Below are 25196 nucleotides of genomic sequence, written 5' to 3'. Positions count from 1 at the left end.
CGGCGTGGCCTTGCCCGCGCCGCCATCCTTTATCAGCGGAGCTTCCCTATGCGTTGGATCAACACCAGGCCAAGCCGAGGTGCGCAGCTGGCCTTGACGCTGCTGCCCTTCGTGTTGCTGATCGTTGCCTACACTTTTGGCTCGGCGGCGCGGCTGGCGGAAAATGCCAATGACAAACTGCTGCCCGGTCTTACCGGTTTTGCCGATGCGATCGATCGCCTGGCCTTTGTCGCCGATCCGCGCACCGGCGAATACCTGCTCTGGTCCGATACGGGGGCGAGCCTGGTCCGCCTGTTTGCCGGCCTCGGCATCTCGACCGTCACTGCGCTCGTCATTGGCATGCTGATCGGCATGCTGCCTTATCTCCGAGCGCTGCTCTCGCCTTTCGTCGCCGTTATCTCCATGGTGCCGCCGCTGGCGCTGCTGCCGATCCTCTTCATCGCCATGGGGCTTGGGGAAGCCTCCAAGATCGCGCTCATCGTCATCGGCGTTGCGCCGACGATGATCCGCGACCTTGCGCTGAAGGCGCTGGAGCTGCCGCGCGAACAGATCGTTAAGGCTGAAACGCTCGGCGGCTCTTCCTGGCAGATCGGCCTTCGCGTCGTCCTGCCGCAGATCCTGCCACGACTGATCACCTGCCTCAGACTTCAGCTCGGTCCCGCCTGGCTGTTCCTGATTGCAGCCGAGGCGATCTCGTCGGATTCCGGCCTCGGCTACCGCATCTTCCTCGTGCGCCGCTATCTCTCGATGGACATCATCTTTCCCTATGTCGTCTGGATCACGCTGCTCGCCGTGGCCATGAATTATGTCCTCGATCGCATCCGGATCGCTGTCTTCCCCTGGTCGGAGTTGGAGAAGCAGGCATGAGCGAGCTGGTGATCGAAAAGGTCTGGAAGGAGTATGGCGACCAGATCGTGCTTGAAGACGTGTCGCTGACTGTCGCCTCGCGCGCCTTCGTCGCCCTTGTCGGCCCGTCCGGCTGCGGCAAGACGACGTTCCTGCGCATGCTGCTCGGCCAGGAACGACCCACACGCGGCGCCATCCTGCTTGACGGCGAACCGCTGCCGCCAGAGCCCGGGCCGGATCGCGGCGTCGTTTTCCAGCGCTACTCCGTGTTCCCGCATCTGACCGTGCTCGGCAACGTGCTGCTCGGTCGCGAATTCTCCGCCGCGCGCTACAAGGCGAAGCTTTTCGGCGCTACCCGCCGCAGCGCCATCGACGAAGCCCGGCGGCTGATCGGCGAAGTCGGTCTTTCCGGCGCCGAGGACAAATATCCGGCGCAGCTTTCCGGCGGAATGCAGCAGCGCCTGGCGCTGGCGCAGGCCCTCATCATGAAGCCGAAGGTGCTGTTGCTCGATGAGCCCTTCGGCGCGCTTGATCCGGGTATTCGTGCCGAAGTCCACACATTGATGAAGCGGCTCTGGCACGAAACGCAGATGACCGTCGTCATGGTGACGCACGACATGCGCGAGGCCTTCACGCTGGCGACGCGCGTCATCGCCTTCGAGCGCCGCCGTGACCGCCCCGAGGAGAAGGAGCGCTACGGCGCGACCATCACCAAGGACATTTCCATCTGGCCGCCACGCCTTGCCGGCACGCCATCGATCTTCAGCCCCGACCGGGACGGCCCGGTCGCTTCCCTGGGGCATTGCCGGGACGACCTGGCTTCGTCAGGAGAAATCCAACCGTGACACATGTCAGACGTTCGCCGGAAGAAATAGCCGCCAACCGCGCGCGCTACGAGGAACATCAAAGGAAGGGGCTCGAATTCGCGCCCAAGGCCCTACCGGGAGCAAGCCCATTGCCGGCGCCCGAAATCGCGCCCAACAAGATCGTCCACCGCGAAGTGATCCCGGGAGGCTGGAACTGGTCGACCAATATCAAGAAGAACGAAGTGTTGCGCGTCAGCCTCGATCACGGCTTCTCGACGATCTCCCTCGTCGCCTGGAGTGCTGCCGACACCAGTGAGCGGCTGAACCTGCCCGATACGGTGAAGGTGCAGTGGACGACGGCTCTCGGCAAAGGCCGGGTGATCTTCTCCGACATGGGCCGGGTGATGTTTTCGGTGACGGAAGACTCCTCCGGCGCCCATGATGGACTGATGGGCGGCTCCACCTCTGCATCGAACGCAGCAAAATACGGAGAGGAAAAGCGTAATACCCGTAACAACCTGATCCTGCTTGCGACCAAAGCCGGGCTCGACAAGCGCGACATTCCGCCGGCGCTTGCCCTCTTTGCCCCGGTCCGCGTCGACCAGGACGGCGCGTTCCGGTGGAAGCCTGAACTTTTGCGCGGGGGCGACTATGTCGAACTGCGCGCCGAAATGGATATGATCGTCGGCTTTTCCAACTGCCCGCATCCGCTTGATCCGGACCCGGTTTACCGGCCGAATCCGGTGACCGTCACCCGCATCGCAGCGATAGAACCTCCTGCCGACGACCTTTGCCGGACCGCGACCGCCGAAGCCGTACGCGGTTTTGAAAACAACACGCTGGCGGCGATGTGAGGGGAAGCAAGACCATGACCGATTTCATCAAGACAGCGCCGGGCCGCACGCTCGAAAACGCCGCGCAGGATCACTTCATTGCCGCCGAAGCGCCGTTCTCGACGGTGATCCGCAAGGGCCAAACGTTGCGTATCGAGGATCGCTACGGCCAGCAGGCGATCGACACGCTGTTCTACAATGCGCAGGACTTCTCCGAGCGCTATTCCAACCAGGACACGATGCGCGAACAGGGCGCGGCCTATATCTCGACCGGCACGAAGGTCATCTCCAATGAAGGCCGGGTGATGCTGACCATGACCGCCGACAGTTGCGGTCGTCACGATACCTCAGCCGGCGCCTGCTCCTGCGAGAGCAATACGGTGCGCTTCGGCCACGGCACCAAATATCTCCATGCCTGCCGGGACAATTTCGTTCTCGAAGTCTCCAGGCACGGCATGAGCAAGCGCGATGTCGTGCCCAATATCAACTTCTTCATGAACGTACCCATCGAGCCGAGCGGCGCGATGACGATCGTCGACGGAATTTCCGCACCGGGCGACTATGTGGAGCTGAAAGCGGAGATGGATGTGCTGCTCGTCATCTCCAATTGCCCGCAGATCAACAATCCCTGCAACGGTTTCGATCCGACACCGATCCGGGTGCTGGTCTGGGACAGCGAGGCCTGACATGTTCAAGAAGGTTCTGATCGCAAACCGGGGCGAAATCGCTGTCCGGATCATCAAGACATTGCAGCGCATGGGTATCGCATCCGTCGCCGTCTATTCGGATGCGGACCGCTTTTCCAAGGCAGTGCTGATGGCGGAGGAGGCGATAAGGCTCGGCCCGGCGCCGGCGTCTGAAAGCTATCTCGACGTCGACGCCGTCATCGCCGCCTGCAAGGCGACCGGCGCCGAGGCCGTGCATCCGGGCTACGGCTTTCTCTCGGAAAACATCGGCTTTGCCGAGCGGCTGACAAAAGAGGGCATCGCCTTCATCGGCCCGACACCCGGCAACATAGCGGCCTTTGGGCTGAAGCACACCGCCCGCGAACTGGCGCGCGAAAGCGGCGTGCCGTTGCTGCCCGGCAGCGGACTGTTGGAGACGAGCGACGCCGCGCTCACGGCTGCGGCAGATATCGGCTATCCGGTGATGCTCAAATCGACCGCCGGCGGCGGTGGCATCGGCATGCAGCTTTGCGACGACCCGGAAAGCCTGAAGGCAGCCTTCGACAGCGTGCAACGTACCGCGCGCGCAAGCTTCGGCGATGCCCGCGTCTATCTTGAACGCTTTGTCGCCAAGGCCCGCCACGTCGAAGTGCAGATTTTCGGCGACGGCAATGGCCGGGTGATCGCACTTGGCGAACGCGACTGCTCTTTGCAGCGCCGGAACCAGAAGGTGATCGAGGAGACGCCAGCGCCGGGGTTGTCCAACACCGTTCGAGCCCGCCTGCATGCCGCGGCCGTCGCGCTCGGCGTCTCCGCCCACTACCGGTCCGCGGGAACGGTCGAATTCATCTATGATCCGGCCCGCGAGGAATTCTACTTCCTTGAGGTCAACACGCGCCTGCAGGTCGAGCATCCGGTGACCGAAGCGGTTTTCGGCATCGATCTCGTCGAATGGATGGTCCGCCAGGCTGCTGGCGAAGACGTGCTCACCGGCAACGAAACTCTCGCTCCCAAGGGTGCTGCCATCGAGGCGCGCGTCTATGCCGAAATGCCGCATGCCGAATTCAGGCCGAGCGCGGGATTGCTGACCGAGGTCGTCTTTCCGGAAAACGTTCGTGTCGATAGTTGGATCGACACTGGCACGGAGGTAAGTTCCTATTATGATCCCATGCTCGCCAAGCTGATCGTCAAGGCTGAGGATCGGCCCGCCGCAATCGAGGCGCTTGGCAAGGCGCTCGAAAAAAGCGCCATTTCCGGGATCGAGACCAATCTCGATTATCTGAAAGCGATCGCGGCTTCCGAACTGCTGGCGAGCGGCAATGTGGCGACGACAGCCCTCAAGGATTTCGCCTTCGTGCCCGATATCGTTGAGGTGATCGCGCCGGGTGCTCAATCGAGCCTGCAGGAGCTGCCGGGACGGCTGGGTCTCTGGCATGTCGGAGTGCCGCCAAGCGGACCGATGGACGATCGATCCTTCCGCCATGCCAATCGGCTGGTCGGAAACGCCGACGAGACGGCGGCGCTCGAGCTTACCGTCTCCGGCCCGATGCTCAAATTCTTCTCGGATGTCTCGGTCGCACTGGCCGGCGCGCAAATGCCGATGACCCTCGACGGTACGCCGGTCCCGCACGGGACGGGGATCCTCGTCAAGGCGGGCCAGACGCTTGCGATCGGGGCGATCGCCGGGGCCGGCCAGCGCTCTTATCTCGCCGTCGCGGGCGGATTTGCAGCACCGATAGTGCTCGGCTCGCGCACAACCTTCGGCCTGGGCAAGTTCGGCGGCCATGCGACGGGAACGCTTCGTTCCGGACATGTGCTGCGGCTTGCGCGTGTTCCGCAGGCAGTATCGAAGCCGGCTAATGAACCAGTCCGGCTCGCGCGCGACTGGGACGTCGGCGTGCTCTACGGTCCCCATGGGGCTCCCGATTTCTTTCTCGAGGAAGACATCGAAACGCTGTTTGCGACCGAATACGAAGTCCATTTCAACAGTGCCCGCACCGGCGTGCGCCTGATCGGCCCGGCACCAAAATGGGCGCGCGCCGATGGCGGCGAAGCGGGACTTCATCCATCCAACCTGCACGACAATGCCTATGCGGTCGGCGCAATCGACTTCACCGGCGACATGCCGATCATTCTCGGCCCCGACGGCCCGAGCCTCGGCGGCTTCGTCTGCCCGGCGGTGATTGCCCGCGACGAGCAATGGAAGATGGGCCAGTTCAAACCGGGCGACAAGATCCGCTTCCATGCGGTGAAACGCGCCGAGGACCCGGTCGCCGGTCCGGTGGTGAAGCGCATCGGCGACGATGCCGGTGCCGCGATCATCGGGCGCAACGAGTTGGGACCGGTCCCCGTAGTCTATCGCCGCCAGGGCGACGACAATCTGCTGGTCGAATACGGCCCGATGCAGCTCGACATCGCACTACGCCTGCGCGTCCATCTCCTGATGCAGGCGATCAAGGACGCGAAGCTTCCGGGGCTCGTCGATCTCACGCCCGGCATACGGTCGCTGCAGATCCACTATGACGGAACCGGCCTCACCCGCACGCGCCTCCTTGGCCTGCTCACCGAGATCGAGGCATGCCTGCCGCCGGCGCAGGCGGTGAAGGTTCCGAGCCGGGTCGTGCATCTGCCGCTCTCCTGGAACGATCCCGACGCCGAACTTGCGATGCGCAAATACCAGGAGCTCGTCCGCCCCAATGCGCCCTGGTGCCCGTCGAATATCGAGTTCATCCGCCGCATCAACGGCCTGGCCGACGAACAGGCGGTGCGCAACATCGTCTTCGACGCCAGCTATCTCGTTCTCGGACTCGGCGACGTCTATCTCGGCGCGCCGGTCGCAACACCGATGGATCCTCGCCATCGTCTGGTGACGACGAAATACAATCCGGCCCGAACCTGGACGCCGGAAAACGCCGTCGGTATTGGCGGCGCCTACATGTGTATCTACGGCATGGAAGGTCCCGGCGGCTACCAGCTTTTCGGCCGCACGATCCAGGTCTGGAACACCTGGCACCAGACGCCGGTCTTCTCAAAGGAGAAACCCTGGCTGCTCGACTTCTTCGACCAGATCCGCTTCTTCCCCGTGAGCCATGAGGAACTGGTCGAGGCGCGTGCCGCTTTCCCCCATGGCGGCTATCCGATCCAAATCGAGGAGGCCGAATTCTCCTACGCCGCCTATGAAGCGGAGCTTGCCGTCAACGCACAGGCCATCGGCGCCTTCAAGGCTACGCAACAATCGGCCTTCGAGGCCGAACGCCAGCGCTGGAAGGATCTCGGCCTCGACAGTTTCGTCGTCGACGAGGGCACAGGTCCCGGGCTTGGGGGCGATATTCCCGAAGGCTGCTTCGGCATCGAAAGCGCCGTACCCGGCAACGTCTGGAAGATCCTCGTCGAGGAAGGCCAGCCGGTCGCCTCCGGCGAGACGCTCGCCATCATCGAATCCATGAAGATGGAAATCAATGTGACCGCCCATGCCGCCGGCCGCGTCCGCGATCTGCGCGCTGGCCCCGGCCGCAACGTGAAAGCCGGCGATGTCCTCGTCGTGCTGGAGGAAATCTGATGCTCCCTGCTATTCTCGATCTCGCTTCGCTCCAATCCGCCTATGCATCGGGATTGTCACCCCTCGATCTCGTCGAGGAAGTGATCATCCGCCGCAAGGCTTCCGACGATCCGGCGATCTTCATCACGCCGACGGCCGACGATGATTTGCGCGCCTTCGTTAGAGAATTGATGGCCCGCGCGCCCGATCCCAACAGTCTTCCGCTCTGGGGCATCCCCTTCGCGGTCAAGGATAATATCGATGTGGTGGGGCTTCCGACGACCGCCGCCTGCCCGGCGTTCACCTATCATCCCCACATGGACGCAACGGTGGTGGCGCGGCTCAAAGCCGCCGGCGCGCTGGTGATCGGCAAGACCAATCTCGACCAGTTCGCCACCGGCCTCAATGGCACGCGCTCGCCCTACGGCGCTCCGCGCTCAGTCTTCGATAGGGATTATGTGTCGGGCGGCTCGAGCTCCGGCTCGGCGGTTGCCGTCGCTTCGGGGCTGGCGAGCTTCGCGCTCGGCACCGACACGGCCGGTTCCGGCCGCGTGCCGGCCGCCTTCAACAATCTCGTCGGCATCAAGCCGACGCCGGGGCTGGTGCCGAATGTCGGCGTCGTGCCGGCCTGCCGCAGCGTCGACGTCGTTACTATTTTTGCCGCGACGGTCGGCGATGGCGTTGCGATCCGCAAGGTGATGGAGGGCTATGACGCCGCCGATCCGTTCTCGCGCAAGGCGGCTCCCGCCAGCCTGCCCGCATCCGGCCTGAGGATCGGCGTGCTCGACGGGGCCGAGCGGGAATTCTTCGGCAACAGGCACGTCGAAGCTCTCTATGATGCCGCGATCGAAAGGGCGCGCGCGCTCGGCGCCACCATTGTTCCATTCGACTACGCGCCGTTCCGGCAGGCGGCCGAACTGCTCTACAACGGCCCCTGGGTCGCCGAACGGCTTGCGGCGGTGAAGGATTTTCTTGCGACGAATGCCGGTGATTTCGATCCGACGGTGCGTACCATCATCGAGGGTGCGAAAGCCTATGACGCAGTTGCCGCCTTCGAAGGCAGATACAAGCTCGAAGCGCTGCGGCAGAAGACAAGGGAGGAATGGGAGAAGGCGGACATCCTGATGCTGCCGACCTCGCCCACCACCTATACGGTCGAGCAGATGGTGGCGGATCCGATTGTGAAAAACGGCCATTTCGGCCGGTACACCAACTTCGTCAATCTGCTCGATTGCGCGGCAATCGCCGTTCCGGCCGGTTTCGACGCGGACGGTCACCTGCCGGCCGGCGTGACGCTGATCGGCCCAGCCTTTACCGACGATGCGCTCGCCCTCTTCGCCGACGCCATGCACCGGACGTTGAATGCGGGAATGGGCAAGGATCGCGTGGCGGTAATCCCCGAGGCAAGCCGTGTACCGCAGGCCGATGACGGCTCGGTGCCGATCGTCGTCGTCGGAGCACATCTGAGCGGCATGCCGCTCAATCACGAACTTACCTCTTCGGGCGGATACCGGCTGAAAACCTGCCGAACGGCGGGCGACTACCGTCTCTTCGCATTGCCGGGAACCGTTCCGCCCAAACCGGGGCTAGTGCGCGATCCAAGCTTTTCGGGCAAGGGCGTGGAGGTCGAGGTCTGGGCGGTGTCACCCGATGCCTTCGGCCGCTTCGTCCAGAAAATCCCCGCGCCGCTCGGCATTGGCAAGATCTCGCTGGATGACGGCACCGCGGTTTCGGGCTTTCTCTGCGAAGCCCACGCCGTTGCGGATGCACTGGATATCACTGACTTCGGCGGTTGGCGACACTATGTCCGTACCAAGGCCTAAATAACAGCTTCCTGAGAAAGGAGTGGTAGGTTGACGGCATTTTTGCTGAAGACATTACATGTGATCCTCGATGGGGTCGTTGCCCGAACGCTCGTTATCGGGCTGCCTCCTTCGGCCGCCTCCGACAACCGTCAAGGGGTTCGGAAAGTGCTGTCACGATAACTGGTGATCTCGATTGGACGGGTGGTGGTGGGATGGCACAAACATTGCGACCATCGCCCATTTCGCCGAGCCCATGCTTTTCGCGAAGTTGTCGCTGGATCGCGGCATTCGAACCACGTACCACGCTCATCTAGCGACACCATCAGCATCAAGGTCGCGTTGAAGGGATCCGAACCACAGACCCGCGACGTGGTCGCGACTACTCGTCGCCGAGTTCGGCGGCCACAAAATCCATGCTCTCTAGAACGGCTGTGGCGCGCATTCCTTCACATCGGCATCAACATGAGGTGGACACCCCTGCTCGGCGGCATTGCCGCGTCACTCGCTCAACGGCGATGTTGATCATCGACGCATTGCCCCTCAGCTCCTCTTCGCGCATCGCTCTGGCGATCTGATCGGCCCTGCGTCGATGCTGGCGCAAAGCCGTCGCTGCCAACAGCTGCAAGCAAATGGCCTCCTGCAACAGGCGCCACAAATCAAGTATTGTCCAAGGATCGCAGACGAAGAAGGAGAGAGCAAATGTCCGTCGACGCCGTGCCGATGAAAGTGGACGCCGAATATGCCATTGAGTACCTCCAGGAGCATCCGGAGGCTGGGCTCTGCTGCGAGGATCTACGCTGGTGGATCACGCCGAATGCAAACGAGACCGATCAGCAGGTCCTGCTTCTTGATGTGGAGGAGGCCGAGCGGCTCAAAGATGATCCTCGCGTCCGGCCCGTTTCCGGAATCGCTCATGCGGGCCGGTCACTCTGGGTCGTTCGGAGAATGACATAACCCTGATACTTGAGTGCTCGATCGAGGGATTCCACCCGTCGCGATCAGGCAACTCGCTCCACCTCCTCGGCCGCGCTAGTGACTGCGCTATACCGACAATGTAGTCGCGGGCCGCGGCCGGGTCCTGCCGGTTCCAGGCGACCAAGCCCATGCGGGCTTATGGAAGTTCGATCTCGCCGTCCACCACGTGGTTGAGGCCGGTCCCTTCCGCCGTCAGTGTCATGCGGACCTTCAGCTTCTTGCTGCTGGTCTGCCCTTCGCGCACCGCCTCCTCGATCTTGCGCTGCGAAGTGATGCCGACTTCCTTCAGGAACTTGCGGATCGACATGTTGAAAGCGTCTTCGCTCATGACGGAACTCCTGTGTGTCCGGAAGGGATTGTACGGGAAGGCAAGTCGTCAAGAAAGCAGGGAGGTGAAGCGCGATGCCATGCAAACAGACCGATGCGGGAGGAGGCGTCGGGCGACGGCGAGAAACAGTCGTTGCCGCCAAGGCGCGTGGCTAAGCTCCCGCATCCTTTGCAACTCCAAACGATACATTATGCGCCTGCGACCAGCTTTCTCATTTTCCCTCACTTCACTCCATCGGCGCTTTATTAGCGGAATGCGTACCACGGTAAGGCAGGGCGGGTAAAATCCATTTCGCCGACTGCGTCATCACGGCCTCACGACCGTGTGCGCTGCACAAATAAGTGCTCTCACGGCGGCGATCACAGCAAGCAAACGCACAATAAGTGAGCGCTTTGACAATCTGCACAAGGAATAAGCAATCCTGGAATCGTACGATTTCTGCTTTTGTTTCATATTGTTAACAGTTTCTCTTAGAACTGGCACGCTGATTGCACGTTCCGACACGCACCGGTCAACGGCGACCGGCGCAGATAGGCGCGGCATAGGCGCCTACACACGACACCGACGTCGCAAGGTTTTTGATGTCCGGGATGCTCCGATCCCGTGACCGCAATTTCCGGCGGCGTTTTTTTGTGTCCAAAATTCAGCCAGCAGAGGGAACTGCGCATGACAAAGATTTTGACTACTGGGATTTCAACAACCGGCATTACCCGCCGCAGCATACTCAAGACGACTGCAACGGCCGCCCTCATCGGCGCCGTCAAGACTGCCTTTCCGTCCGGTGCCTTCGCAGCCGGGACAGGCCCCGAAGTGAAAGGTGTCAAGCTGGGCTTTATCGCTCTGACGGATTCCGCACCGCTGATCATCGCCAAGGAAAAGGGCCTTTTCGACAAGCATGGCCTTCCGGAAACGGATGTCGCCAAACAGGCATCCTGGGGCGCGACCCGCGACAATCTCGTGTTGGGCGGCGCAGCAAACGGCATCGACGGTGCTCATATCCTCTCGCCGCTGCCCTATCTCATGCAAACCGGCAAGGTAACGCAGAACAATAAGCCGGTGCCGATGGCGATCCTCGCCCGGCTCAATCTCGATAGCCAGGGCATTTCCGTCGCCAAGGAATATGCCGAAACCGGCGTGCAGCTCGATGCCTCCAAGCTGAAGGCCGCGTTCGAGAAAAAGAAGGCGGAAGGCAAGGAGGTCAAGGCCGCCATGACCTTCCCAGGCGGCACCCACGACCTCTGGATCCGTTACTGGCTCGCCGCCGGTGGCATCGATCCGAGCAAGGACGTTTCGACCATCGTCGTGCCGCCACCACAGATGGTTGCCAACATGAAGGTCGGCAACATGGACGTCTTCTGTGTGGGGGAACCGTGGAATGAGCAGCTCGTCAACCAGGGCATCGGCTTCACCGCAGCCACGACCGGCGAGCTCTGGAAGGGTCATCCTGAAAAGGCGCTCGGGCTCCGGGCCGACTGGATCGAAAAAAATCCCAATGCTGCCAAGGCCCTGCTGATGGCTGTCATGGAGGCTCAGCAGTGGTGCGAAAGCATGGACAACAAAGCGGAGATGGCTGATATCCTCGGCAAGCGCCAATGGTTCAACGTCCCGACGAAGGATGTGCTCGGCCGCCTCAAGGGCGACATCAATTATGGGAACGGCCGCGAGGTCAAAGCCACCGACCTCTATATGAAGTTCTGGAAAGACGGCGCCTCCTACCCGTTCAAGAGCCACGATACCTGGTTCATGGCGGAAAACATCCGGTGGGGAAATCTGCCAGCGAGCACCGACATCAAGGCGCTGGTCAACCAGGTGAACCGCGAAGACATCTGGCGCGAGGCCGCCAAGGATCTCGGCGTCGCTGCAGCCGACATTCCCGCATCGTCTTCCCGCGGCAAGGAAACCTTCTTCGACGGCAAGGTCTTCGATCCTGAAAATCCCTCCGCCTACCTCGACAGCCTTTCGATCAAGGCTGCCTCCTGATCCCGCCTCCGGCGCGCGACAGGCGCGCCGGCCTTTCATTCACGTGAGGAGCGCGTTGATGTCCGCCCTGGCAAATAAAGAAAATCCCTCCACGGCCGCCTCCGCCAAGACGGCAGCAAAGGTTCTGCCATTTTCCGGCAAGCATGGTTCGCGGATCGATTTTCGTCGTGCGGGATTGACCGCACTTCGCAATATCGTTCCGCCGGCCGTCGTGCTGGCACTCATCCTGCTCGTCTGGCAGGTGCTCTGTTCATCGACGGATGCGTCTTTGCCCTCGCCGCATCAGGTCTGGCAGGATAGCTATGACCTGATCGCCTATCCGTTCTTCAACTACGGCTCCCAGGATATCGGGCTCGGCTGGCGCGTGCTCGTGTCGCTCCAGCGCGTGGTTTATGGCTTTGGCCTTGCCGCGGTCTGCGGCGTCATCATCGGTGCGATCATTGGCCAGTCGATCTGGGCGATGCGTGGCCTCGATCCGATCTTCCAGGTGCTGCGTACGGTTCCTCCGCTCGCCTGGCTGCCGCTGTCGCTCGCAGCTTTCCAGGATTCCAACCCTTCGGCGATCTTCGTTATCTTCATCACCTCGATCTGGCCGGTGATCATCAACACCGCTGTCGGTGTCCGCAATATCCCGCAGGACTACCGCAACGTCGCCGAGGTGCTGCGGCTCAACCAGTTCGAATTTTTCTGGAAGATCATGCTGCCGTCGGCAGCACCCTACATCTTCACCGGTCTCAGGATCGGCGTCGGCCTCTCCTGGCTCGCCATCGTCGCCGCCGAAATGCTGACTGGCGGCGTCGGCATCGGCTTCTTCATCTGGGACGCGTGGAATTCGTCGCGTCTTCCGGACATCATCGTCGCGCTCGCCTATATCGGCATCGTTGGCTTCGCCCTCGACAAGCTGGTGGCCGCGCTCGGCAAACTCGTCACCCGCGGCGCCGTCGCCAACTGAGGAACGCACTGATGAACGCCTATCTCAAGCTCGACCACATCGACAAACATTTCGATCGAGGCGGCGTACGCGCCGAGGTCCTGAAAGACATCAATCTGACGATTTCCGAGGGCGAATTCGTCTCGATCATCGGGCATTCGGGCTGCGGCAAGTCCACCCTGCTCAACCTCATCGCCGGCCTGACCCCAGTTTCAGCAGGCGCCGTGCTCCTTGAAAACCGCGAGGTCAACGAACCGGGTCCGGAACGCGCCGTCGTCTTCCAGAACCACTCGCTCCTGCCCTGGCTCACGGTCTACGAGAACGTGAGTCTCGCCGTCTCCAAACTCTTCAACAGAACAAAGACCAAGGCCGAGCGGCATGACTGGGTCATGGCGAACCTCGACCTCGTGCAGATGGGGCATGCCAAGGACAAGCGGCCTTCGGAAATTTCGGGGGGTATGAAACAGCGCGTCGGCATTGCTCGCGCACTTTCAATGGAGCCGAAGATCCTGCTGCTCGACGAGCCCTTCGGCGCGCTCGATGCGCTGACCCGCGCGCATCTTCAGGATGCGGTGATGGATATCCACGCCCGGCTTGGCAACACAATGGTGATGATCACCCATGATGTCGATGAAGCCGTGCTTCTGTCCGATCGCATCGTGATGATGACCAACGGCCCGGCGGCCCGCATCGGCGAAGTGCTCGATGTGACCATATCCCGTCCCCGCAATCGTATCGAACTCGCCTCCGACCGGACATATCTCAAATGCCGCGAAGCCGTGCTGAAGTTCCTCTACGAACGCCACCGCTTCGTCGAGGCCGCGGAGTAGATACCGCGAAACGAAGATCCGGAAACTCGTCATCATCTAGGGCAGTCGTCCAAACCTCCCTCCGCCCTGCTCTGCCACGTCGAGTTAGCGCCTTCACTTCGGGCCATCCCCGATGACGTCCCCTTCGTCAGCGTCGATGTGCGCTGACGGAGGAACTGGAAGACCCGAGCTGCTTTGAGGCCGTTCCGGACATGCTGGAGGTCGACAGACCTGGTTCCCCCTCCTGCTGGCCGGACGTTGGCGCCGTTGCCAGCGTCAGCGAGAGCACCGCGCCAACGAGTGGCGTGCTCCCACCTTCGTCCACGACATTGCTCCGGCTCGCTTCATTTACGTCCTTAATGACCGGTCATCTTCAGGACCGCCTCAGGGAGGCGTTCGCCCTGAACTTCGATCTTCGACGCCTCGCGGTCGATCTCTGCAAGATCCTCGGGCGACAGATTGAGTTCCGCGCCGCCGATGTTCTCCTCGAGGCGGTGGAGCTTCGTCGTGCCGGGTATCGGTACGATCCATGGCTTCTGAGCAAGCAGCCAGGCAAGGGCGACCTGGGCCGGCGTCGCCTTCTTCCGGTCGGCGACGCCCTTGATGACCGATACGAGCTCAAGATTGGCCTTGCGCGCCTCCGGAGAAAAGCGCGGCACCATGTTCCGGAAGTCGCCGTCGTCGAACTTGGTGTTCTCGTCGATCTTTCCGGTCAGGAAACCGGCGCCGAGCGGGCTGAACGGCACGAAACCGATACCCAATTCCTCCAGCACCGGGAGCAGCTCCTTCTCCGGCCCGCGCCAGAACAGCGAGTACTCGCTCTGGACGGCGGCTATCGGCTGGACCGAATGGGCGCGACGGATGGTCTGGACGCCGGCCTCGGACAGGCCGAAGTGCTTGACCTTGCCCTCGGCGATCAGCTCCTTGACGGCGCCCGCAACGTCCTCGATCGGCACGTTCAGGTCGACGCGATGCTGGTAAAAAAGATCGATGCGGTCGGTCCTGAGGCGTTTCAGAGCAGCCTCCGCCACCGCCCTGATGTGTTCCGGGCGGCTGTTCGTGCCGCCCGACCGTGCGCCCGTCTCGAGGTCGATATCGAAGCCGAACTTCGTCGCGATCGTTAACTGGTCACGGATCGGCTGCAGGGCTTCGCCCAGCAAGGACTCGTTGGCGAAAGGACCATAGGCCTCCGCAGTATCGAAGTGCGTTATGCCGCGGTCATGCGCGGCGCGGAGCAGCTTGATCATCTCGCTCCTGTCGCCGCCCGCGCCGTAGACGCCGGTCATTCCCATGCATCCGAGGCCCAGAGCCGATACTTCAAGGCCGGAAGTTCCAAGTTTACGCTTTTGCATTGTCGTTTCCTTTGATTGCCGTCGCGGCGTCATTCGTCCGCCGCGAAGTCGGAGCTGATGCTAAGATCCTTCCATGCGTCGATCTCCCGACGCAGGGTGTCGTTCGTCTCCCACGATCCTGATCGCGTCGCTGCCAAGAAGAAGCCGCGCGGGAAGCTGTGATCTGCCGACGAGATCGAGAAGCGGGACGCAGCCCTCGTCGGATCGCCCGGCTGGGTGCCGTGCGTCTTGTCGTTCTCCTTTCGGTGCGGTCCGGCCGTCGCCACGTAGTCAATATCTTCGCCTTCGTTTGCAGCGAGCGACCCGCGAAATCGGTGCGGAACGCACCCGGCTCCACGATCGTCCTTGCGAAGCGGAATCCCGGTGCGGCCAGCCGGCCGGCGATCGAGTAGACGTTGAGGACGGTGCCAGCGCGGCGCGCGCGCATCCCCGGCAGCACTTCCTTGATCATAGCCCGCATTGTTGACGAGGACCTCGATCCCGCCGAACCGTGCCTCCGCCAATCGGGCCACCTCACGCACGTGTTCCTTGTCCGTCACGTCTAGCGCCGTGGCGACGGCGGTGTCGGGATAGGCCGCAGCAAGATCCTTTACCTTCGCCACGCCCCTCGCAATCACGACGGCATTGTATCCCACCTTCAAAACGGCTTCAGCGAGGTTTCTTCCAAGTCCTGTCGAACAGCCGGTATGAGCCACGTCGTCACCGTGACTTCCTTTCTGCGCTGCTTCCCAGAATGTTTCCCAGATCTCCGTTCTGCATGTCCGCCCACCTTAGCCGTTCTCGGCAGCACACATCGCGGGCGCCTCCGTCGCGCATTCAGCCGCGGTGGAATTCGCCGGTGCTCTGTTTGTTGTATCGGCCGACTTCGAGCGGACGATGGTGGCGAGTACGATGACGAGGGCGATAACGAGCATCACGGTGCCCGCGTCGAAGGCCTGTCGAATCCTATGTAGCGCCAACTCCGCTCCAGTCAGTCCGGTTTCCCCGACGGCCGCAATGGCGACAAGCACGCTTAGTCCGACCGAGCTCCCGAGCTGATGGGCGACGTTGACCGCCCCCGACGCCGCTCCGGCATCCTTCTCAGCAACATCGACCACGCCCTTGGCAGTCAGCGGACTGAGTGTAAGCCCCTGGCTGATGCCGATCATGATCATCGGCAGGGCGACCGAAACGAGATATCCTCCCTCTATTGAGACCCGGCTGAGCCATGCCATTCCGGCTATCCCGAAGATCAGACCAACGACAAGAAGGACTTCGAGGCTGAAGCGACGGACGAGGTGGGGAACGGCGATCGCGAACGGAAAGTGAAGGAGGGTCGCCGGCAGGAACGCGAGCCCGGCGACGGCAGGACCGTATCCGGCCACTTCCTGAAGGTAGATTGTGGTGAAGAAGAAAAAACCCACCATCGCCGCGAGGTAGAGAACGCGGCCAGCGTAGGCTCCGGAACGGATGCGGCTGTCGAACAGCCGCATTGGCAGTATCGGCTGCGGTGCGCGGTGTTGGATGAGGATGAACATGCCTATCAGCAGGATCGCTACGGCGATAGTAACTGCCGTAACCGCGTCGTGCCAGCCGGTGTGGGCCGAGCGGATGAAGCCATAGACGAGCGCGCTCATTCCGATCGTCGACGTGACGGCGCCGAGGACGTCGAAGCGGCCTGAATGTCGCGACGTTTCCTGCAGGTAGATCCTTGCCGCCACGATCAGGCCAAGTCCTATCGGAAGGTTGACGAAAAAGCCCACGCGCCATGAGAGCCAGTCGGCAAGAATGCCCCCGAGCACCAGCCCGACAGTGGCCGAGACGCCTGCGGCGGCGCTGTAGTAGGAGACGGCGCGCGTACGTTCATGTCCCTCAGGGAAGTTCGTCTGAAGCAGAGCGAGGGTCGATGGAGCAAGCACGGCGGCGCCGACGCCTTGGATAGCCCGCCAGGACAGCATCCACTCCGCTGTCCTTGAGAGACCGATCGCCAGCGACGCCAGCGTGAAAACCGCCAAGCCAACGGTGAACATCCTGCGGCGGCCGAGGATGTCGCCCGCCCGCGCACCGAGGAGCAAGAAGCCGCCAAAGGTCAGCGTGTAGGCGCTTTGGACCCAGGCAAGGTCGGATTCGGAAAAGCCGAGTTCCTGATGGATCTTCGGCAGTCCGGTAAGAACAACCGAGATGTCCAGCACGATCATGACGTAGCTGATCAGAACGATCGCGAGGACAGCGCCCTTGTTGACACTATTATCTGCTTTTGAATGAATACTCATCAACATGCCCGCACGGTCGCGCGGCCGCCTTTTCTGTCTATCTGTAATCTAATGACGGCGGGGCTCATGCCCCGCCCGATACTGGTCAGGTCCGCGGAGGTGCCTCCACGCCCGAAAAGACGAGGACCTGATCGGGAAGCCGGGCTCCGCGGACCTGTATGGCGGAGACCGCCTTGTCGAGTTCCGCGATCTCCTCCGGCTCGAACGTGACGGAGGTTGCGCCGACGTTCTCCAGCATGTGCGCCATCTGCGTCGTTCCAGGGATCGGTACGATCCATGGCTTGCGCGCCGTCAGCCATGCCAGAGCGATCTGCCCCGGCGCCGCCTGTTTGCGTTCGGCACAGGCCTTCACGAGGTCGACGAGGGCCAGATTGGCAGGCAGGTTCTCCGGAGAGAACCGTGTCTCGACCCCGCGTATGTCGCCCGCGGCGAACCTAGTCTGCTCGTCTATGGCACCGGTCAGGAAGCCGACGCCCAGCGGGCTCCACGCAACAAAGCCGACGCCGAGTTCTTCGCATATCGGGATGACGGCGTCTTCGGGGCCCCGCCAGAGCATGGAATACTCGTTCTGAACCGCGGTCAGCGGCAGCTCGGCATGGGCGCGACGCAGAGTGTTCGGCCCCATCTCCGAAAGACCCCAGTGCAACACCTTGCCCGCGGTCACGAGCTCCCTGACCGCGCCGGCGACGTCTTCGATCGGCACCTGTGGATCGACGCGGTGCTGATAGAGGAGGTCAATGCGGTCGGTCCGCAGACGCTTGAGCATGCCGTCCACGGCGAGCTTGATATGATCAGGGCGGCTGTTGAGACCCGGAAGGCGCTTGCCCGTCTCAAGGTCGATGTTCCATCCGAACTTACTTGCGATAACGACGTCGTCCCGGAAGGGCTGCACGCCTTCGCCAAGGATTCGCTCGACCTCGTGAGGACCATATGCTTCCGCGGCGTCGAAGAAGGTCACCCCACGATCATAAGCGGCCCTGATGATCCCAATCATCTCCGGACGGCTGGGGATCGTGGTCTGATAGGTCCGGCTCATGTTCTGGACGCCCAGCCCGATGCTAGAGACCTCGAGCGACGCGAGCTTGCGCCGTCCGCTCGGGCTTCCGGCGGTGCGGGAGGTGGACATCGTCTGCGCCAGTCCAGGAGATGCACTCGCCTCCAGAATGGGTGCCGCGGCGAGCGATCCCGCAGCGCCGAGGAAGGCGCGCCGGCCGATTGTCATCTTACGCTGGTCTGCCATCTGGGGATCCTTTCGTCGAACGGTTCGTACCGGCTGAGGCCGCGGGCGATTGCTTCGACATCGCCTTCCTTGGCTTGGCGGTGCGACGAAGGGGAATATAGCTCTCGCCCGATCGCCCGATTAGACGCTATAATCCGCATTCCCTTATAAGCAGGACTAATGAATGCCGAACGACAACTTCAACGATCTTGCCGCCTTCGTCACGGTCGCCCGCGAGGAGAGCTTCACCAAAGCCGCCGCAAAGCTCGGCGTCTCGCAATCGGCGCTCAGCCAGACCATCCGTGGCCTCGAGGAACGGCTGGGCCTCCGGCTTCTCACGCGAACGACGAGGCGGGTGTCGCCTACGGCCGCGGGGGAGCGCCTGCTCCAGACGGCGGGACCGCGTTTCGAAGAGATCCAGGCGGAGATCGCGGCGCTTAGCGAGATGCGCGACCGACCGGCCGGCACCGTGCGCATCACTGCGGGCGAGCATGCAGCGGTCGCGGTTCTCGCCCCTGCCCTCGAGAGGTTCCTTCCCGACAATCCCGATGTGAAGGTCGAGATCATTGTCGACTACGGCTTGACCGACATCGTAGCCGAGCGCTTCGACGCAGGCGTCCGGCTGGGGGAGCAAGTGGCGAAGGACATGATCGCAGTGCCGATCAGTCCGGACGTGCGGATGGCGGTGGTCGGCTCGCCGGCCTACTTCCGGCAGCATCTCTGGCCGGAAACGCCGCAGGACCTGACCAACCACAATTGCATCAACATGCGGCTCCCCACCCACGACAACATCTTCGCCTGGGAGTTCGAGAAGGACGGACGGGAACTCCGCGTCCGGGTGGAGGGGCAGCTCGTCTTCAACAATCTGGCGATGAGACGGGAGGCGGCACTGCGAGGTCTTGGCCTTGCATACATGCCGGAGGACCAGGTGCAGGAGTTGCTGGATCGAGGCTCGCTCATCAGGGTGCTGGATGACTGGTGCCCGCCCTTCGCCGGCTACCACCTCTACTACCCGAACCGCCGGCATCCCTCTCCCGCCTTCACGCTCGTCGCGGAAGCGTTGCGATACAGAAGGTAACATCCAGATCAAGCCAATGTGATTGATAAGCGGAGCTAATGGCTTCATGCGGATCAAGGCATCTAATCACTAGATGAAGGCTCACCTACCTTTCCCATGTCAACGCCGTGGGAAGGATGACATGAGATCAATGCTTACAAAGGCAGCTCTCCTGCTGCTGGTTTCGAGCCACCTTGGGACCGCCGGGGCGGCATACGCGCAATCCGACACCAAAGCCGCCCCGATCGTCATCGAGAAACAGGGGAGCTTCTCGGCCGGCGGCAGGACCGTCGCCACTCCCGGAACGTTCAACAACAATGCTCCGTCCGTAGAAGGGCAGAGCATTCACGGGGACCATCTCTACGCCTTCTATCAGATACCGCAGAATCCAAAGCCTTATCCGATCGTGATGCTCCACGGCGCCTTCCAGTCGGGCCGAAGCTGGGAGACCACTCCGGACGGACGCGAAGGATTCCAGACGATTTTCCTGCGCCGCGGCTTTCCGGTCTACATCGTCGACCAGCCGCGCCGCGGGCGTGCAGGTAACAGCACCGTAGGCGCCACGATAGACCCGACGCCCTACGACCAGCTCTTCTTCGACCAGTTTCGCATTGGCATCTGGCCGAACTACTACGACAACGTGCAGTTCGATCGGGACCCGAAGACGCTGGACCAGTTTTTGAGCTCGGTGACGCCGAATACTGGGCCATACGATCCCGGCATCATATCGGATGCCATGTCAGCGCTCTTCGATAGAATTGGTGCGGGAATCCTGTTCACCCATTCGCAGGGCGGCGGCCCCGGCTGGCTCACTGCCATCAAGAATCCCAACGCGAAGGGCGTCGTCGCCTTCGAGCCGGGCAGCGGCTTCATCTTCCCGGAAGGCGAAGCCCCGCAACCCATGCCCAGCGCTGCCGGCACGCTCTCCGCCGAGACGGTACCGCTTTCCGAGTTCGAAAAGCTGACCCGCATCCCGATCGTCATCTACTACGGCGACAACTTTCCGACCGAACCCACGAAGGATCGCGGTCAGGACAACTGGCGCGTCAGGCTGGCAATGGCAAAGCTTTGGGTAGACGCCGTCAACAAGCACGGCGGCGACGCCCGGCTCGTCCATCTGCCGGACATCGGAATTCACGGCAACACGCACTTCCTGTTCTCCGATCTGAACAACGTCGAGATCGCCGACCTCGTGTCGAAATTCCTGGACGAGAAGAAGCTCGACTAGCGTGGCCGCGTTCGACGCCCTCGGGGCGCGTGGCCGACCAACAGCAAAACGAAAGGACTTGAAGATGACCGACGAAGGCTTCAACGCGAACCGGCGCGACTTCCTTGGCGCCTCCGCCCTGCTGCTCTCAAGCGTCGCCGTTGCTGCAAGCGCGGGCGGACCTGCCGCAGCATCCACGTCAGCCGGCGTCAGGGAGCCTGCGGTAATCGGCTACCCCAACGAGAAGGGCGTCACGATTGAACGCGTCACCTATAAGGCCCGGAACATGGGGACTGACATCGTCGCCAACCTGTTCAAGCCCAAAGGATTCGACCCTGCGAACAAGTACTCGACAATCGTCGTCACGCATCCCTTCGGTGGCGTGAAGGAGCAGACCGCCGGCCTCTATGCCCAGCATCTTGCAGAGCAGGGATTCGTGACGCTCGCCTACGATGCCTCGTATCAGGGGGAGAGCGGTGGACTGCCGCGACTGATGGAGGTTCCAGCCCAGCGCCTCGACGACATCAGTTGCGCGATCGACTACCTCCAGACCCAGTCCTTCGTCGATCCCGCCCGTATCGGTTCGCTCGGCATCTGCGCGGGCGGCGGATATGCCATGTGCAACGCCCAGACCGAGTCGCGCGTGAAGGCCGTCGCTACTGTCAGCATGTTCAATCTCGGCGAAGCCCGCCGCGAAGCCATGGGCAACCTGACCTACGAGCAGCGGGTCGAGCGTCTGAGGCAGGCTGCGGAAGCAAGATCGCGCGAGGCGACCGGAGGCGCTCCGACACTAATCCCAGTCGTCCCGGAATCTCCCGCCGAGTTCACGGATAGGACGCCCGACCTGTATCGGCAGGGATATGAGTACTACGTCACCGAGAGAGCGAAGCATCCGAACTCCCCGAACCGATACATGCTCTCGCCTGCCGCTGCAGATGGCCTTCTTTCCCTTCGACCAGGTGGAGACGATCTCTCCGCGCCCGATTCTCATGATCGTTGGCGAAAAGGCCGACACTAAGTTCTGGAGCGACGAGGTTCTCGCTAAGGCGCAGGCGCCGAAGGAGATGTTCGTCGTGCCGGGCGCGACGCACATGGAGATGTACGACAAGCCGCAGTTCGTCACTCCCGCCGTGGAGAAGCTGAACGGCTTCTTCGCCCAGCACCTGGCCTGAGAGGGGACAAGAGATGAGACATCTTCTTGTAAACGCGCTTCTCACCATCGGCGTCATCGTCATGGCGCTGCCCGGCGCCGTCTGCGCCCAATCTGAAAGTGAAGCGAAGGATAGCCCGATGACATCTCGAGCTCAGCAACTGATGGGCGCGACCGCACCAAAACTGGCGGAACTGACCGACAACGTCCTCTATGCGGACGTCTGGGAGCGGCCGGAGCTCTCTAAGCGCGACCGCAGCCTGATTACCGTCGCGGCGCTGGTCGCCATGAACAGGCCCGACCAGCTCCGCTCCCACCTCGGCATCGCCCTCCAGAATGGACTGACGAAGGAAGAGCTCAGCGAGACGATAACGCATCTCGCCTTCTATGGCGGCTGGCCGAACGCGGTCACGGCGGTCGGCGTCGCCAAGGAAGTCTTCGAACAGAATGACGGCGCGGCAGCCACCCGTGAAATCACGGTTCTGCGGGCAGGCTCCCAGCCCGCGACACAGGGACCTGCCAGCAACTTTACCGGTGCGGTGAAAGTCGAGTCCCGGTTTCAAGCCGACGCTCCAGCCCGGATCGGTGGCGGCCTCGTGACGTTCCAAACGGGGGCGCGGACTGCATGGCATACGCATCCTCTGGGACAGACGCTGATCGTCACGGAAGGAGAAGGACTGGTGCAGCAGTGGGAGGGCGAGGTTCTTCCGATCAAGGCGGGCGACGTCGTCTCCATTCCCGCGGGCGTCAAGCACTGGCACGGAGCGGCCGAGGCAGCAGCAATGGCGCACATCGCGATCACCGAGGCGTCCGGAGGCAAATCCACCGACTGGATGGAGCAGGTCTCAGACGAAGACCATTCCCGGTAGCCGACGCGCAGGTAGCGAAGGAGATCCCATGAAGAGGCTAAAAGGTACGCTCGCAGGCGCAGCTATCTCAGGAAGCATCGTCGCGCTCGTCGGCATCCAGGTCCACGCCGAACCGAACCGCACGACAATGCCGGACATCGACAAGCTCGTCCACTACACGACCGTCACTCGCGGCGAGGTCACCGAGCACATCATGACGACGCCGGAAGCGATCGAGGCCGTGAAGAACGGCCAGCCGGTTCCTGTCGGCACCCACTTCGTGCTCGTCGATTATCGTGACAACAAGGTGTTCAGGTATTTCGTGATGGAGAAAGGCGCCGACTGGGGTGCCGACTACGACGAGAACCGCAGGACAGGCGACTGGCAATTCCAGTGGTTCAAGCCAGACGGGAGCATCAACCTCGCGGAGAACACCGCACGCTGCCAGTCGTGCCACTCGTCCCGGTCGGATCGCGAGTTCCTCTATACCTACAACGAGCTTCGGCGCTTCGAGACCGACTGAGGCAACCAGTGTCCTTCTTTCAAGTGCGGATCCTTTTGGACTTCATCGCGATTGCCCTGTTGCTCGCGTGCCTGGCGTACTGGTGGCAGAGCAATCTTGTGCACGAGCTGCTCGGCACGGCCCTGTTCGTCTTGGTTCTCGTGCACAACGTCTTCAACAGGCGTTGGCTCGGGACCCCCAAGGCGAATGACGCGCCGCGGCTCGCGAATACGCTGACAATCGTATGCGTAGCCACCCTAATGACTGTCATGCTCGTGACCAGCCTCTTGATCTCACGCGACATCTACCGTTTTTCATCTCTAAGCGGCGCGTTTGTCATTCGGGAAGTCCACATGTTCGTAGCGTACTGGACGCTGCTTATCGTAGCGCTCCACCTCGGCACACGATGGTCGACCGTGATGAACGTTGCCCGCGTCTCGTTCAATATTCGGAACCCCAGCGTAGTTCGAGTGACATTGCTGCGGATTGCTACCGCCGCAATTGCCGCCTGGGGCATCAGAAGTTCGTGGGAGATGGCCTTCGCGTCAAAGCTAATGCTGATGTACACGCTGGACATGTGGGACTTTGACGCCGCGGCGGCGCAGTTTTTCGTCAACTACGCTTCGATCGTCGGCCTTTACGTGGCAGTCGGGTACTATGGGCTGTCGCTCACGCGGCGTCGAAAGATGGCGCGGGTCGGGCAGCGAGACGTCCGAACGGTGAAAGCGCCGTCTCGGCAACTCGAACTCGACGGCGCCGTTGTAAGTGATTTCTTCCTGCGGCAAAGCCATCCAAATGCCACCAACCTGGACGCCGCAACATCCGAAAGCACAGAAAGCGCGAGCGACGTCGCGTCACGCGTCGAACCGAACAGTCCAAGCGCGCCAATGTAGAAAGCCGACGACTGCGGGGCCGTTTCCAGCGCCTGCATTTCGGCATCGATCTCGTGGTGCAAAAGCAGGACAGCGTTGAGGGAGTGGATCATGTCGGCGACGCTCCGCCCGCCTTCTCCGTGTTCGACGAGGACGATGTCGTAGCCGGCAGCGTCGGCCAGGGTGGCCACAGCGTGCGCTTCCAGCGAACCTCCCGAGATGACGACACGGGAACGTGGACGGTAGACGCTCACAAAGTCATCTGCGATCCAGCAGCTAATAATCCTCTGCTCCATGGAGGGATCCGCTGGCAAGGATGGGTTCGCGCTGGCGATCGAGGTCGTAGGCCCGCACCGCGTGAGCAAGAAGGAGCCTGCGCACCCTCCACGTCCGTCTCACGAACTCGCTGCGAAGACGCGAGCCGAAGCTGTTGCGCTGCCTCCGGCTTCCCCTTGGTGGACGTCGCCGAAGGATACAAGGCGATGGACAAGCGCCGCGCAATCAGGACCCTGCTCAGGGTTTGAACGATCCGCTATCATCAGCGGTGACGGTCGGGGCCTCGGCGATCGGTTGCCGGGGCCTTTTTCTTTATGTGGAAGGGAAAACCGCATGGGTAGGAGCATGGGCGCCGACGGAGAGGACGTCGTTATCAGACCCGCAATCGCTGCGGACACCATCGTCCTTGGTCGGTTCGGATCGCTGCTAATATCTCTCCATCACGAACTCGATCAGGACCGGTTTTTCGCGGCGACGGAGAGGACCGAAGCCTCGTACGCTGGCTGGCTCGAGAGGCAGTTAGAACGCCAGGACGTCGTGGTTCTCGTGGCCGAAGTCGAAGGAACGGTGGCGGCGTATGTGTACGGTGCGGTGGAAGGCCCCAACTACATGGCCCTAAGAGGGCCGGCGGGCGTCATCCACGACCTGTTCGTCGATCAAGAGCACAGAAGACTTGGGATCGGTCGATTGCTGTTGGAGACGATGGTCGGCGAGCTTGAGAAGAGATCGGCTCCAAGAGTGGTCTTATCGACAGCGGCGCGGAACGAGGCGGCCCGACGCCTGTTCGCAGCGGCCGGTTTTCGAGAGACGATGGTCGAGATGGCGCGTGAGCGGTAGCCGTCACCGAGATTTACTTATCGCTGTGGGTTATCGATGCGGCCGCCAGCCGACGCCCGAACTGCATCAGCCCCGGATAATGCGTCGCACAGCACAATCCGTCCGTAG

The 25196-nt window shown here is 62.1% G+C and carries 23 protein-coding genes and 1 pseudogene; 19 read left to right on the top strand and 5 right to left on the bottom strand.

What is annotated here, in order from left to right:
* The first annotated feature begins 48 nt into the window (after window positions 1-48).
* From ACSQ9D_RS29530 to ACSQ9D_RS29500, 7 genes are all read left to right on the top strand, one after another.
* The gene (locus ACSQ9D_RS29530) at window positions 49-867 is read left to right on the top strand and encodes an ABC transporter permease (RefSeq protein WP_436285386.1); all 819 of its coding nucleotides are present in this window, start codon (window positions 49-51) and stop codon (window positions 865-867) included.
* Window positions 864-1691: an ABC transporter ATP-binding protein gene (locus ACSQ9D_RS29525; RefSeq protein ID WP_436285385.1), complete on the top strand. Its 828-nt coding sequence runs from the start codon at window positions 864-866 to the stop codon at window positions 1689-1691. The genes ACSQ9D_RS29530 and ACSQ9D_RS29525 overlap by 4 nt, the downstream gene beginning before the upstream one ends.
* Window positions 1688-2506, top strand: coding sequence for an urea amidolyase associated protein UAAP1 (locus ACSQ9D_RS29520; protein ID WP_436285384.1), 819 nt, complete (start codon window positions 1688-1690; stop codon window positions 2504-2506). The genes ACSQ9D_RS29525 and ACSQ9D_RS29520 overlap by 4 nt, the downstream gene beginning before the upstream one ends.
* Before the next feature lie 14 nt (window positions 2507-2520).
* Complete coding sequence (locus ACSQ9D_RS29515; protein WP_436285383.1) at window positions 2521-3171, top strand: urea amidolyase associated protein UAAP2; 651 nt, start codon at window positions 2521-2523, stop codon at window positions 3169-3171.
* A 1-nt stretch (window position 3172) separates the two neighbouring features.
* On the top strand, window positions 3173-6709 hold the full coding sequence (gene uca / locus ACSQ9D_RS29510) for an urea carboxylase (RefSeq protein ID WP_436285382.1): 3537 nt from the start codon (window positions 3173-3175) through the stop codon (window positions 6707-6709).
* Window positions 6709-8511, top strand: coding sequence for an allophanate hydrolase (gene atzF, locus ACSQ9D_RS29505; RefSeq protein ID WP_436285381.1), 1803 nt, complete (start codon window positions 6709-6711; stop codon window positions 8509-8511). The genes uca and atzF overlap by 1 nt, the downstream gene beginning before the upstream one ends.
* 681 nt (window positions 8512-9192) lie before the next feature.
* Complete coding sequence (locus tag ACSQ9D_RS29500) at window positions 9193-9447, top strand: hypothetical protein (protein ID WP_436285380.1); 255 nt, start codon at window positions 9193-9195, stop codon at window positions 9445-9447.
* A 157-nt stretch (window positions 9448-9604) separates the two neighbouring features.
* Here ACSQ9D_RS29500 and ACSQ9D_RS29495 read toward each other — a convergent pair whose 3' ends face one another.
* Window positions 9605-9796 carry a DUF6494 family protein gene (locus tag ACSQ9D_RS29495; RefSeq protein ID WP_436285379.1) on the bottom strand — a complete coding sequence of 64 codons (192 nt, stop codon included), beginning with the start codon at window positions 9794-9796 and terminating at the stop codon, window positions 9605-9607.
* A 666-nt stretch (window positions 9797-10462) separates the two neighbouring features.
* Here ACSQ9D_RS29495 and ACSQ9D_RS29490 point away from each other — a divergent pair.
* The 3 genes from ACSQ9D_RS29490 to ACSQ9D_RS29480 are packed head-to-tail and all read left to right on the top strand — an operon-like array spanning window position 10463 to window position 13537.
* Window positions 10463-11776 (top strand): CmpA/NrtA family ABC transporter substrate-binding protein, encoded by a 1314-nt coding sequence (locus tag ACSQ9D_RS29490; RefSeq protein WP_436285378.1) that lies wholly within the window; start codon window positions 10463-10465, stop codon window positions 11774-11776.
* A 58-nt stretch (window positions 11777-11834) separates the two neighbouring features.
* Entirely contained in the window at window positions 11835-12728 is an 894-nt protein-coding gene (gene ntrB / locus ACSQ9D_RS29485; RefSeq protein WP_436285377.1) for a nitrate ABC transporter permease, read from the top strand.
* 11 nt (window positions 12729-12739) lie between these two features.
* Complete coding sequence (locus ACSQ9D_RS29480; RefSeq protein ID WP_436285376.1) at window positions 12740-13537, top strand: ABC transporter ATP-binding protein; 798 nt, start codon at window positions 12740-12742, stop codon at window positions 13535-13537.
* A gap of 335 nt (window positions 13538-13872) precedes the next feature.
* On the opposite strand, the gene ACSQ9D_RS29475 is transcribed toward ACSQ9D_RS29480, so the two are convergent.
* From ACSQ9D_RS29475 to ACSQ9D_RS29460, 4 genes are all read right to left on the bottom strand, one after another.
* Complete coding sequence (locus ACSQ9D_RS29475) at window positions 13873-14868, bottom strand: aldo/keto reductase (protein WP_436285375.1); 996 nt, start codon at window positions 14866-14868, stop codon at window positions 13873-13875.
* A 29-nt stretch (window positions 14869-14897) separates the two neighbouring features.
* The gene (locus ACSQ9D_RS29470; protein WP_436285374.1) at window positions 14898-15563 is read right to left on the bottom strand and encodes an SDR family NAD(P)-dependent oxidoreductase; all 666 of its coding nucleotides are present in this window, start codon (window positions 15561-15563) and stop codon (window positions 14898-14900) included.
* Window positions 15564-15638: 75 nt separating this feature from the next.
* Window positions 15639-17120 carry an MFS transporter gene (locus ACSQ9D_RS29465; RefSeq protein ID WP_436285373.1) on the bottom strand — a complete coding sequence of 494 codons (1482 nt, stop codon included), beginning with the start codon at window positions 17118-17120 and terminating at the stop codon, window positions 15639-15641.
* Between the two features lie 85 nt (window positions 17121-17205).
* A complete protein-coding gene (locus ACSQ9D_RS29460) occupies window positions 17206-18360 on the bottom strand; it encodes an aldo/keto reductase (protein WP_436285372.1) in 1155 nt (384 codons plus the stop codon).
* A gap of 163 nt (window positions 18361-18523) precedes the next feature.
* On the opposite strand from ACSQ9D_RS29460, the gene ACSQ9D_RS29455 reads away from it, so the two are divergent.
* The 9 genes and pseudogenes from ACSQ9D_RS29455 to ACSQ9D_RS29415 all read left to right on the top strand — a co-directional run bounded on the left by ACSQ9D_RS29455 (window position 18524) and on the right by ACSQ9D_RS29415 (window position 25088).
* Complete coding sequence (locus ACSQ9D_RS29455; protein WP_436285371.1) at window positions 18524-19417, top strand: LysR family transcriptional regulator; 894 nt, start codon at window positions 18524-18526, stop codon at window positions 19415-19417.
* 130 nt (window positions 19418-19547) lie between these two features.
* The gene (locus ACSQ9D_RS29450) at window positions 19548-20624 is read left to right on the top strand and encodes an alpha/beta hydrolase (protein ID WP_436285942.1); all 1077 of its coding nucleotides are present in this window, start codon (window positions 19548-19550) and stop codon (window positions 20622-20624) included.
* A 64-nt stretch (window positions 20625-20688) separates the two neighbouring features.
* Entirely contained in the window at window positions 20689-21621 is a 933-nt protein-coding gene (locus tag ACSQ9D_RS29445) for an alpha/beta hydrolase (RefSeq protein WP_436285370.1), read from the top strand.
* Window positions 21593-21775, top strand: a complete 183-nt coding sequence (locus ACSQ9D_RS29440) for a hypothetical protein (RefSeq protein ID WP_436285369.1) — start codon at window positions 21593-21595, stop codon at window positions 21773-21775. The genes ACSQ9D_RS29445 and ACSQ9D_RS29440 overlap by 29 nt, the downstream gene beginning before the upstream one ends.
* 13 nt (window positions 21776-21788) lie before the next feature.
* A pseudogene (locus ACSQ9D_RS29435) lies at window positions 21789-22193 on the top strand (carboxymuconolactone decarboxylase family protein); the annotation flags it as partial.
* A 33-nt stretch (window positions 22194-22226) separates the two neighbouring features.
* Complete coding sequence (locus ACSQ9D_RS29430; protein ID WP_436285941.1) at window positions 22227-22622, top strand: (R)-mandelonitrile lyase; 396 nt, start codon at window positions 22227-22229, stop codon at window positions 22620-22622.
* Between the two features lie 28 nt (window positions 22623-22650).
* Window positions 22651-23124, top strand: a complete 474-nt coding sequence (locus ACSQ9D_RS29425) for a cytochrome P460 family protein (protein ID WP_436285368.1) — start codon at window positions 22651-22653, stop codon at window positions 23122-23124.
* Window positions 23125-23159: 35 nt separating this feature from the next.
* Window positions 23160-23996, top strand: coding sequence for a DUF4405 domain-containing protein (locus tag ACSQ9D_RS29420; RefSeq protein ID WP_436285367.1), 837 nt, complete (start codon window positions 23160-23162; stop codon window positions 23994-23996).
* Window positions 23997-24584: 588 nt separating this feature from the next.
* Window positions 24585-25088 carry an N-acetyltransferase family protein gene (locus ACSQ9D_RS29415; RefSeq protein WP_436285366.1) on the top strand — a complete coding sequence of 168 codons (504 nt, stop codon included), beginning with the start codon at window positions 24585-24587 and terminating at the stop codon, window positions 25086-25088.
* The last annotated feature ends 108 nt before the right edge of the window (window positions 25089-25196 follow it).

This window comes from Rhizobium sp. LjRoot258 (assembly GCF_964254185.1).
Taxonomy (GTDB): domain Bacteria; phylum Pseudomonadota; class Alphaproteobacteria; order Rhizobiales; family Rhizobiaceae; genus Rhizobium.
This window is presented reverse-complemented; position numbering and strand designations above follow the sequence as displayed.

What these genes read in the sequence shown, in the direction of transcription:
- ACSQ9D_RS29530 (WP_436285386.1), top strand. Translation starts at nt 49, where the DNA reads ATGCGTTGGATCAACACCAGGCCAAGCCGAGGTGCGCAGCTGGCCTTG.
- ACSQ9D_RS29525 (WP_436285385.1), top strand. Translation starts at nt 864, where the DNA reads ATGAGCGAGCTGGTGATCGAAAAGGTCTGGAAGGAGTATGGCGACCAG.
- ACSQ9D_RS29515 (WP_436285383.1), top strand. Translation starts at nt 2,521, where the DNA reads ATGACCGATTTCATCAAGACAGCGCCGGGCCGCACGCTCGAAAACGCC.
- uca (WP_436285382.1), top strand. Translation starts at nt 3,173, where the DNA reads ATGTTCAAGAAGGTTCTGATCGCAAACCGGGGCGAAATCGCTGTCCGG.
- atzF (WP_436285381.1), top strand. Translation starts at nt 6,709, where the DNA reads ATGCTCCCTGCTATTCTCGATCTCGCTTCGCTCCAATCCGCCTATGCA.
- ACSQ9D_RS29500 (WP_436285380.1), top strand. Translation starts at nt 9,193, where the DNA reads ATGTCCGTCGACGCCGTGCCGATGAAAGTGGACGCCGAATATGCCATT.
- ACSQ9D_RS29495 (WP_436285379.1), bottom strand. Translation starts at nt 9,796, where the DNA reads ATGAGCGAAGACGCTTTCAACATGTCGATCCGCAAGTTCCTGAAGGAA.
- ACSQ9D_RS29490 (WP_436285378.1), top strand. Translation starts at nt 10,463, where the DNA reads ATGACAAAGATTTTGACTACTGGGATTTCAACAACCGGCATTACCCGC.
- ntrB (WP_436285377.1), top strand. Translation starts at nt 11,835, where the DNA reads ATGTCCGCCCTGGCAAATAAAGAAAATCCCTCCACGGCCGCCTCCGCC.
- ACSQ9D_RS29480 (WP_436285376.1), top strand. Translation starts at nt 12,740, where the DNA reads ATGAACGCCTATCTCAAGCTCGACCACATCGACAAACATTTCGATCGA.
- ACSQ9D_RS29475 (WP_436285375.1), bottom strand. Translation starts at nt 14,868, where the DNA reads ATGCAAAAGCGTAAACTTGGAACTTCCGGCCTTGAAGTATCGGCTCTG.
- ACSQ9D_RS29465 (WP_436285373.1), bottom strand. Translation starts at nt 17,120, where the DNA reads ATGAGTATTCATTCAAAAGCAGATAATAGTGTCAACAAGGGCGCTGTC.
- ACSQ9D_RS29460 (WP_436285372.1), bottom strand. Translation starts at nt 18,360, where the DNA reads ATGGCAGACCAGCGTAAGATGACAATCGGCCGGCGCGCCTTCCTCGGC.
- ACSQ9D_RS29455 (WP_436285371.1), top strand. Translation starts at nt 18,524, where the DNA reads ATGCCGAACGACAACTTCAACGATCTTGCCGCCTTCGTCACGGTCGCC.
- ACSQ9D_RS29450 (WP_436285942.1), top strand. Translation starts at nt 19,548, where the DNA reads ATGCTTACAAAGGCAGCTCTCCTGCTGCTGGTTTCGAGCCACCTTGGG.
- ACSQ9D_RS29445 (WP_436285370.1), top strand. Translation starts at nt 20,689, where the DNA reads ATGACCGACGAAGGCTTCAACGCGAACCGGCGCGACTTCCTTGGCGCC.
- ACSQ9D_RS29440 (WP_436285369.1), top strand. Translation starts at nt 21,593, where the DNA reads ATGATCGTTGGCGAAAAGGCCGACACTAAGTTCTGGAGCGACGAGGTT.
- ACSQ9D_RS29425 (WP_436285368.1), top strand. Translation starts at nt 22,651, where the DNA reads ATGAAGAGGCTAAAAGGTACGCTCGCAGGCGCAGCTATCTCAGGAAGC.
- ACSQ9D_RS29415 (WP_436285366.1), top strand. Translation starts at nt 24,585, where the DNA reads ATGGGTAGGAGCATGGGCGCCGACGGAGAGGACGTCGTTATCAGACCC.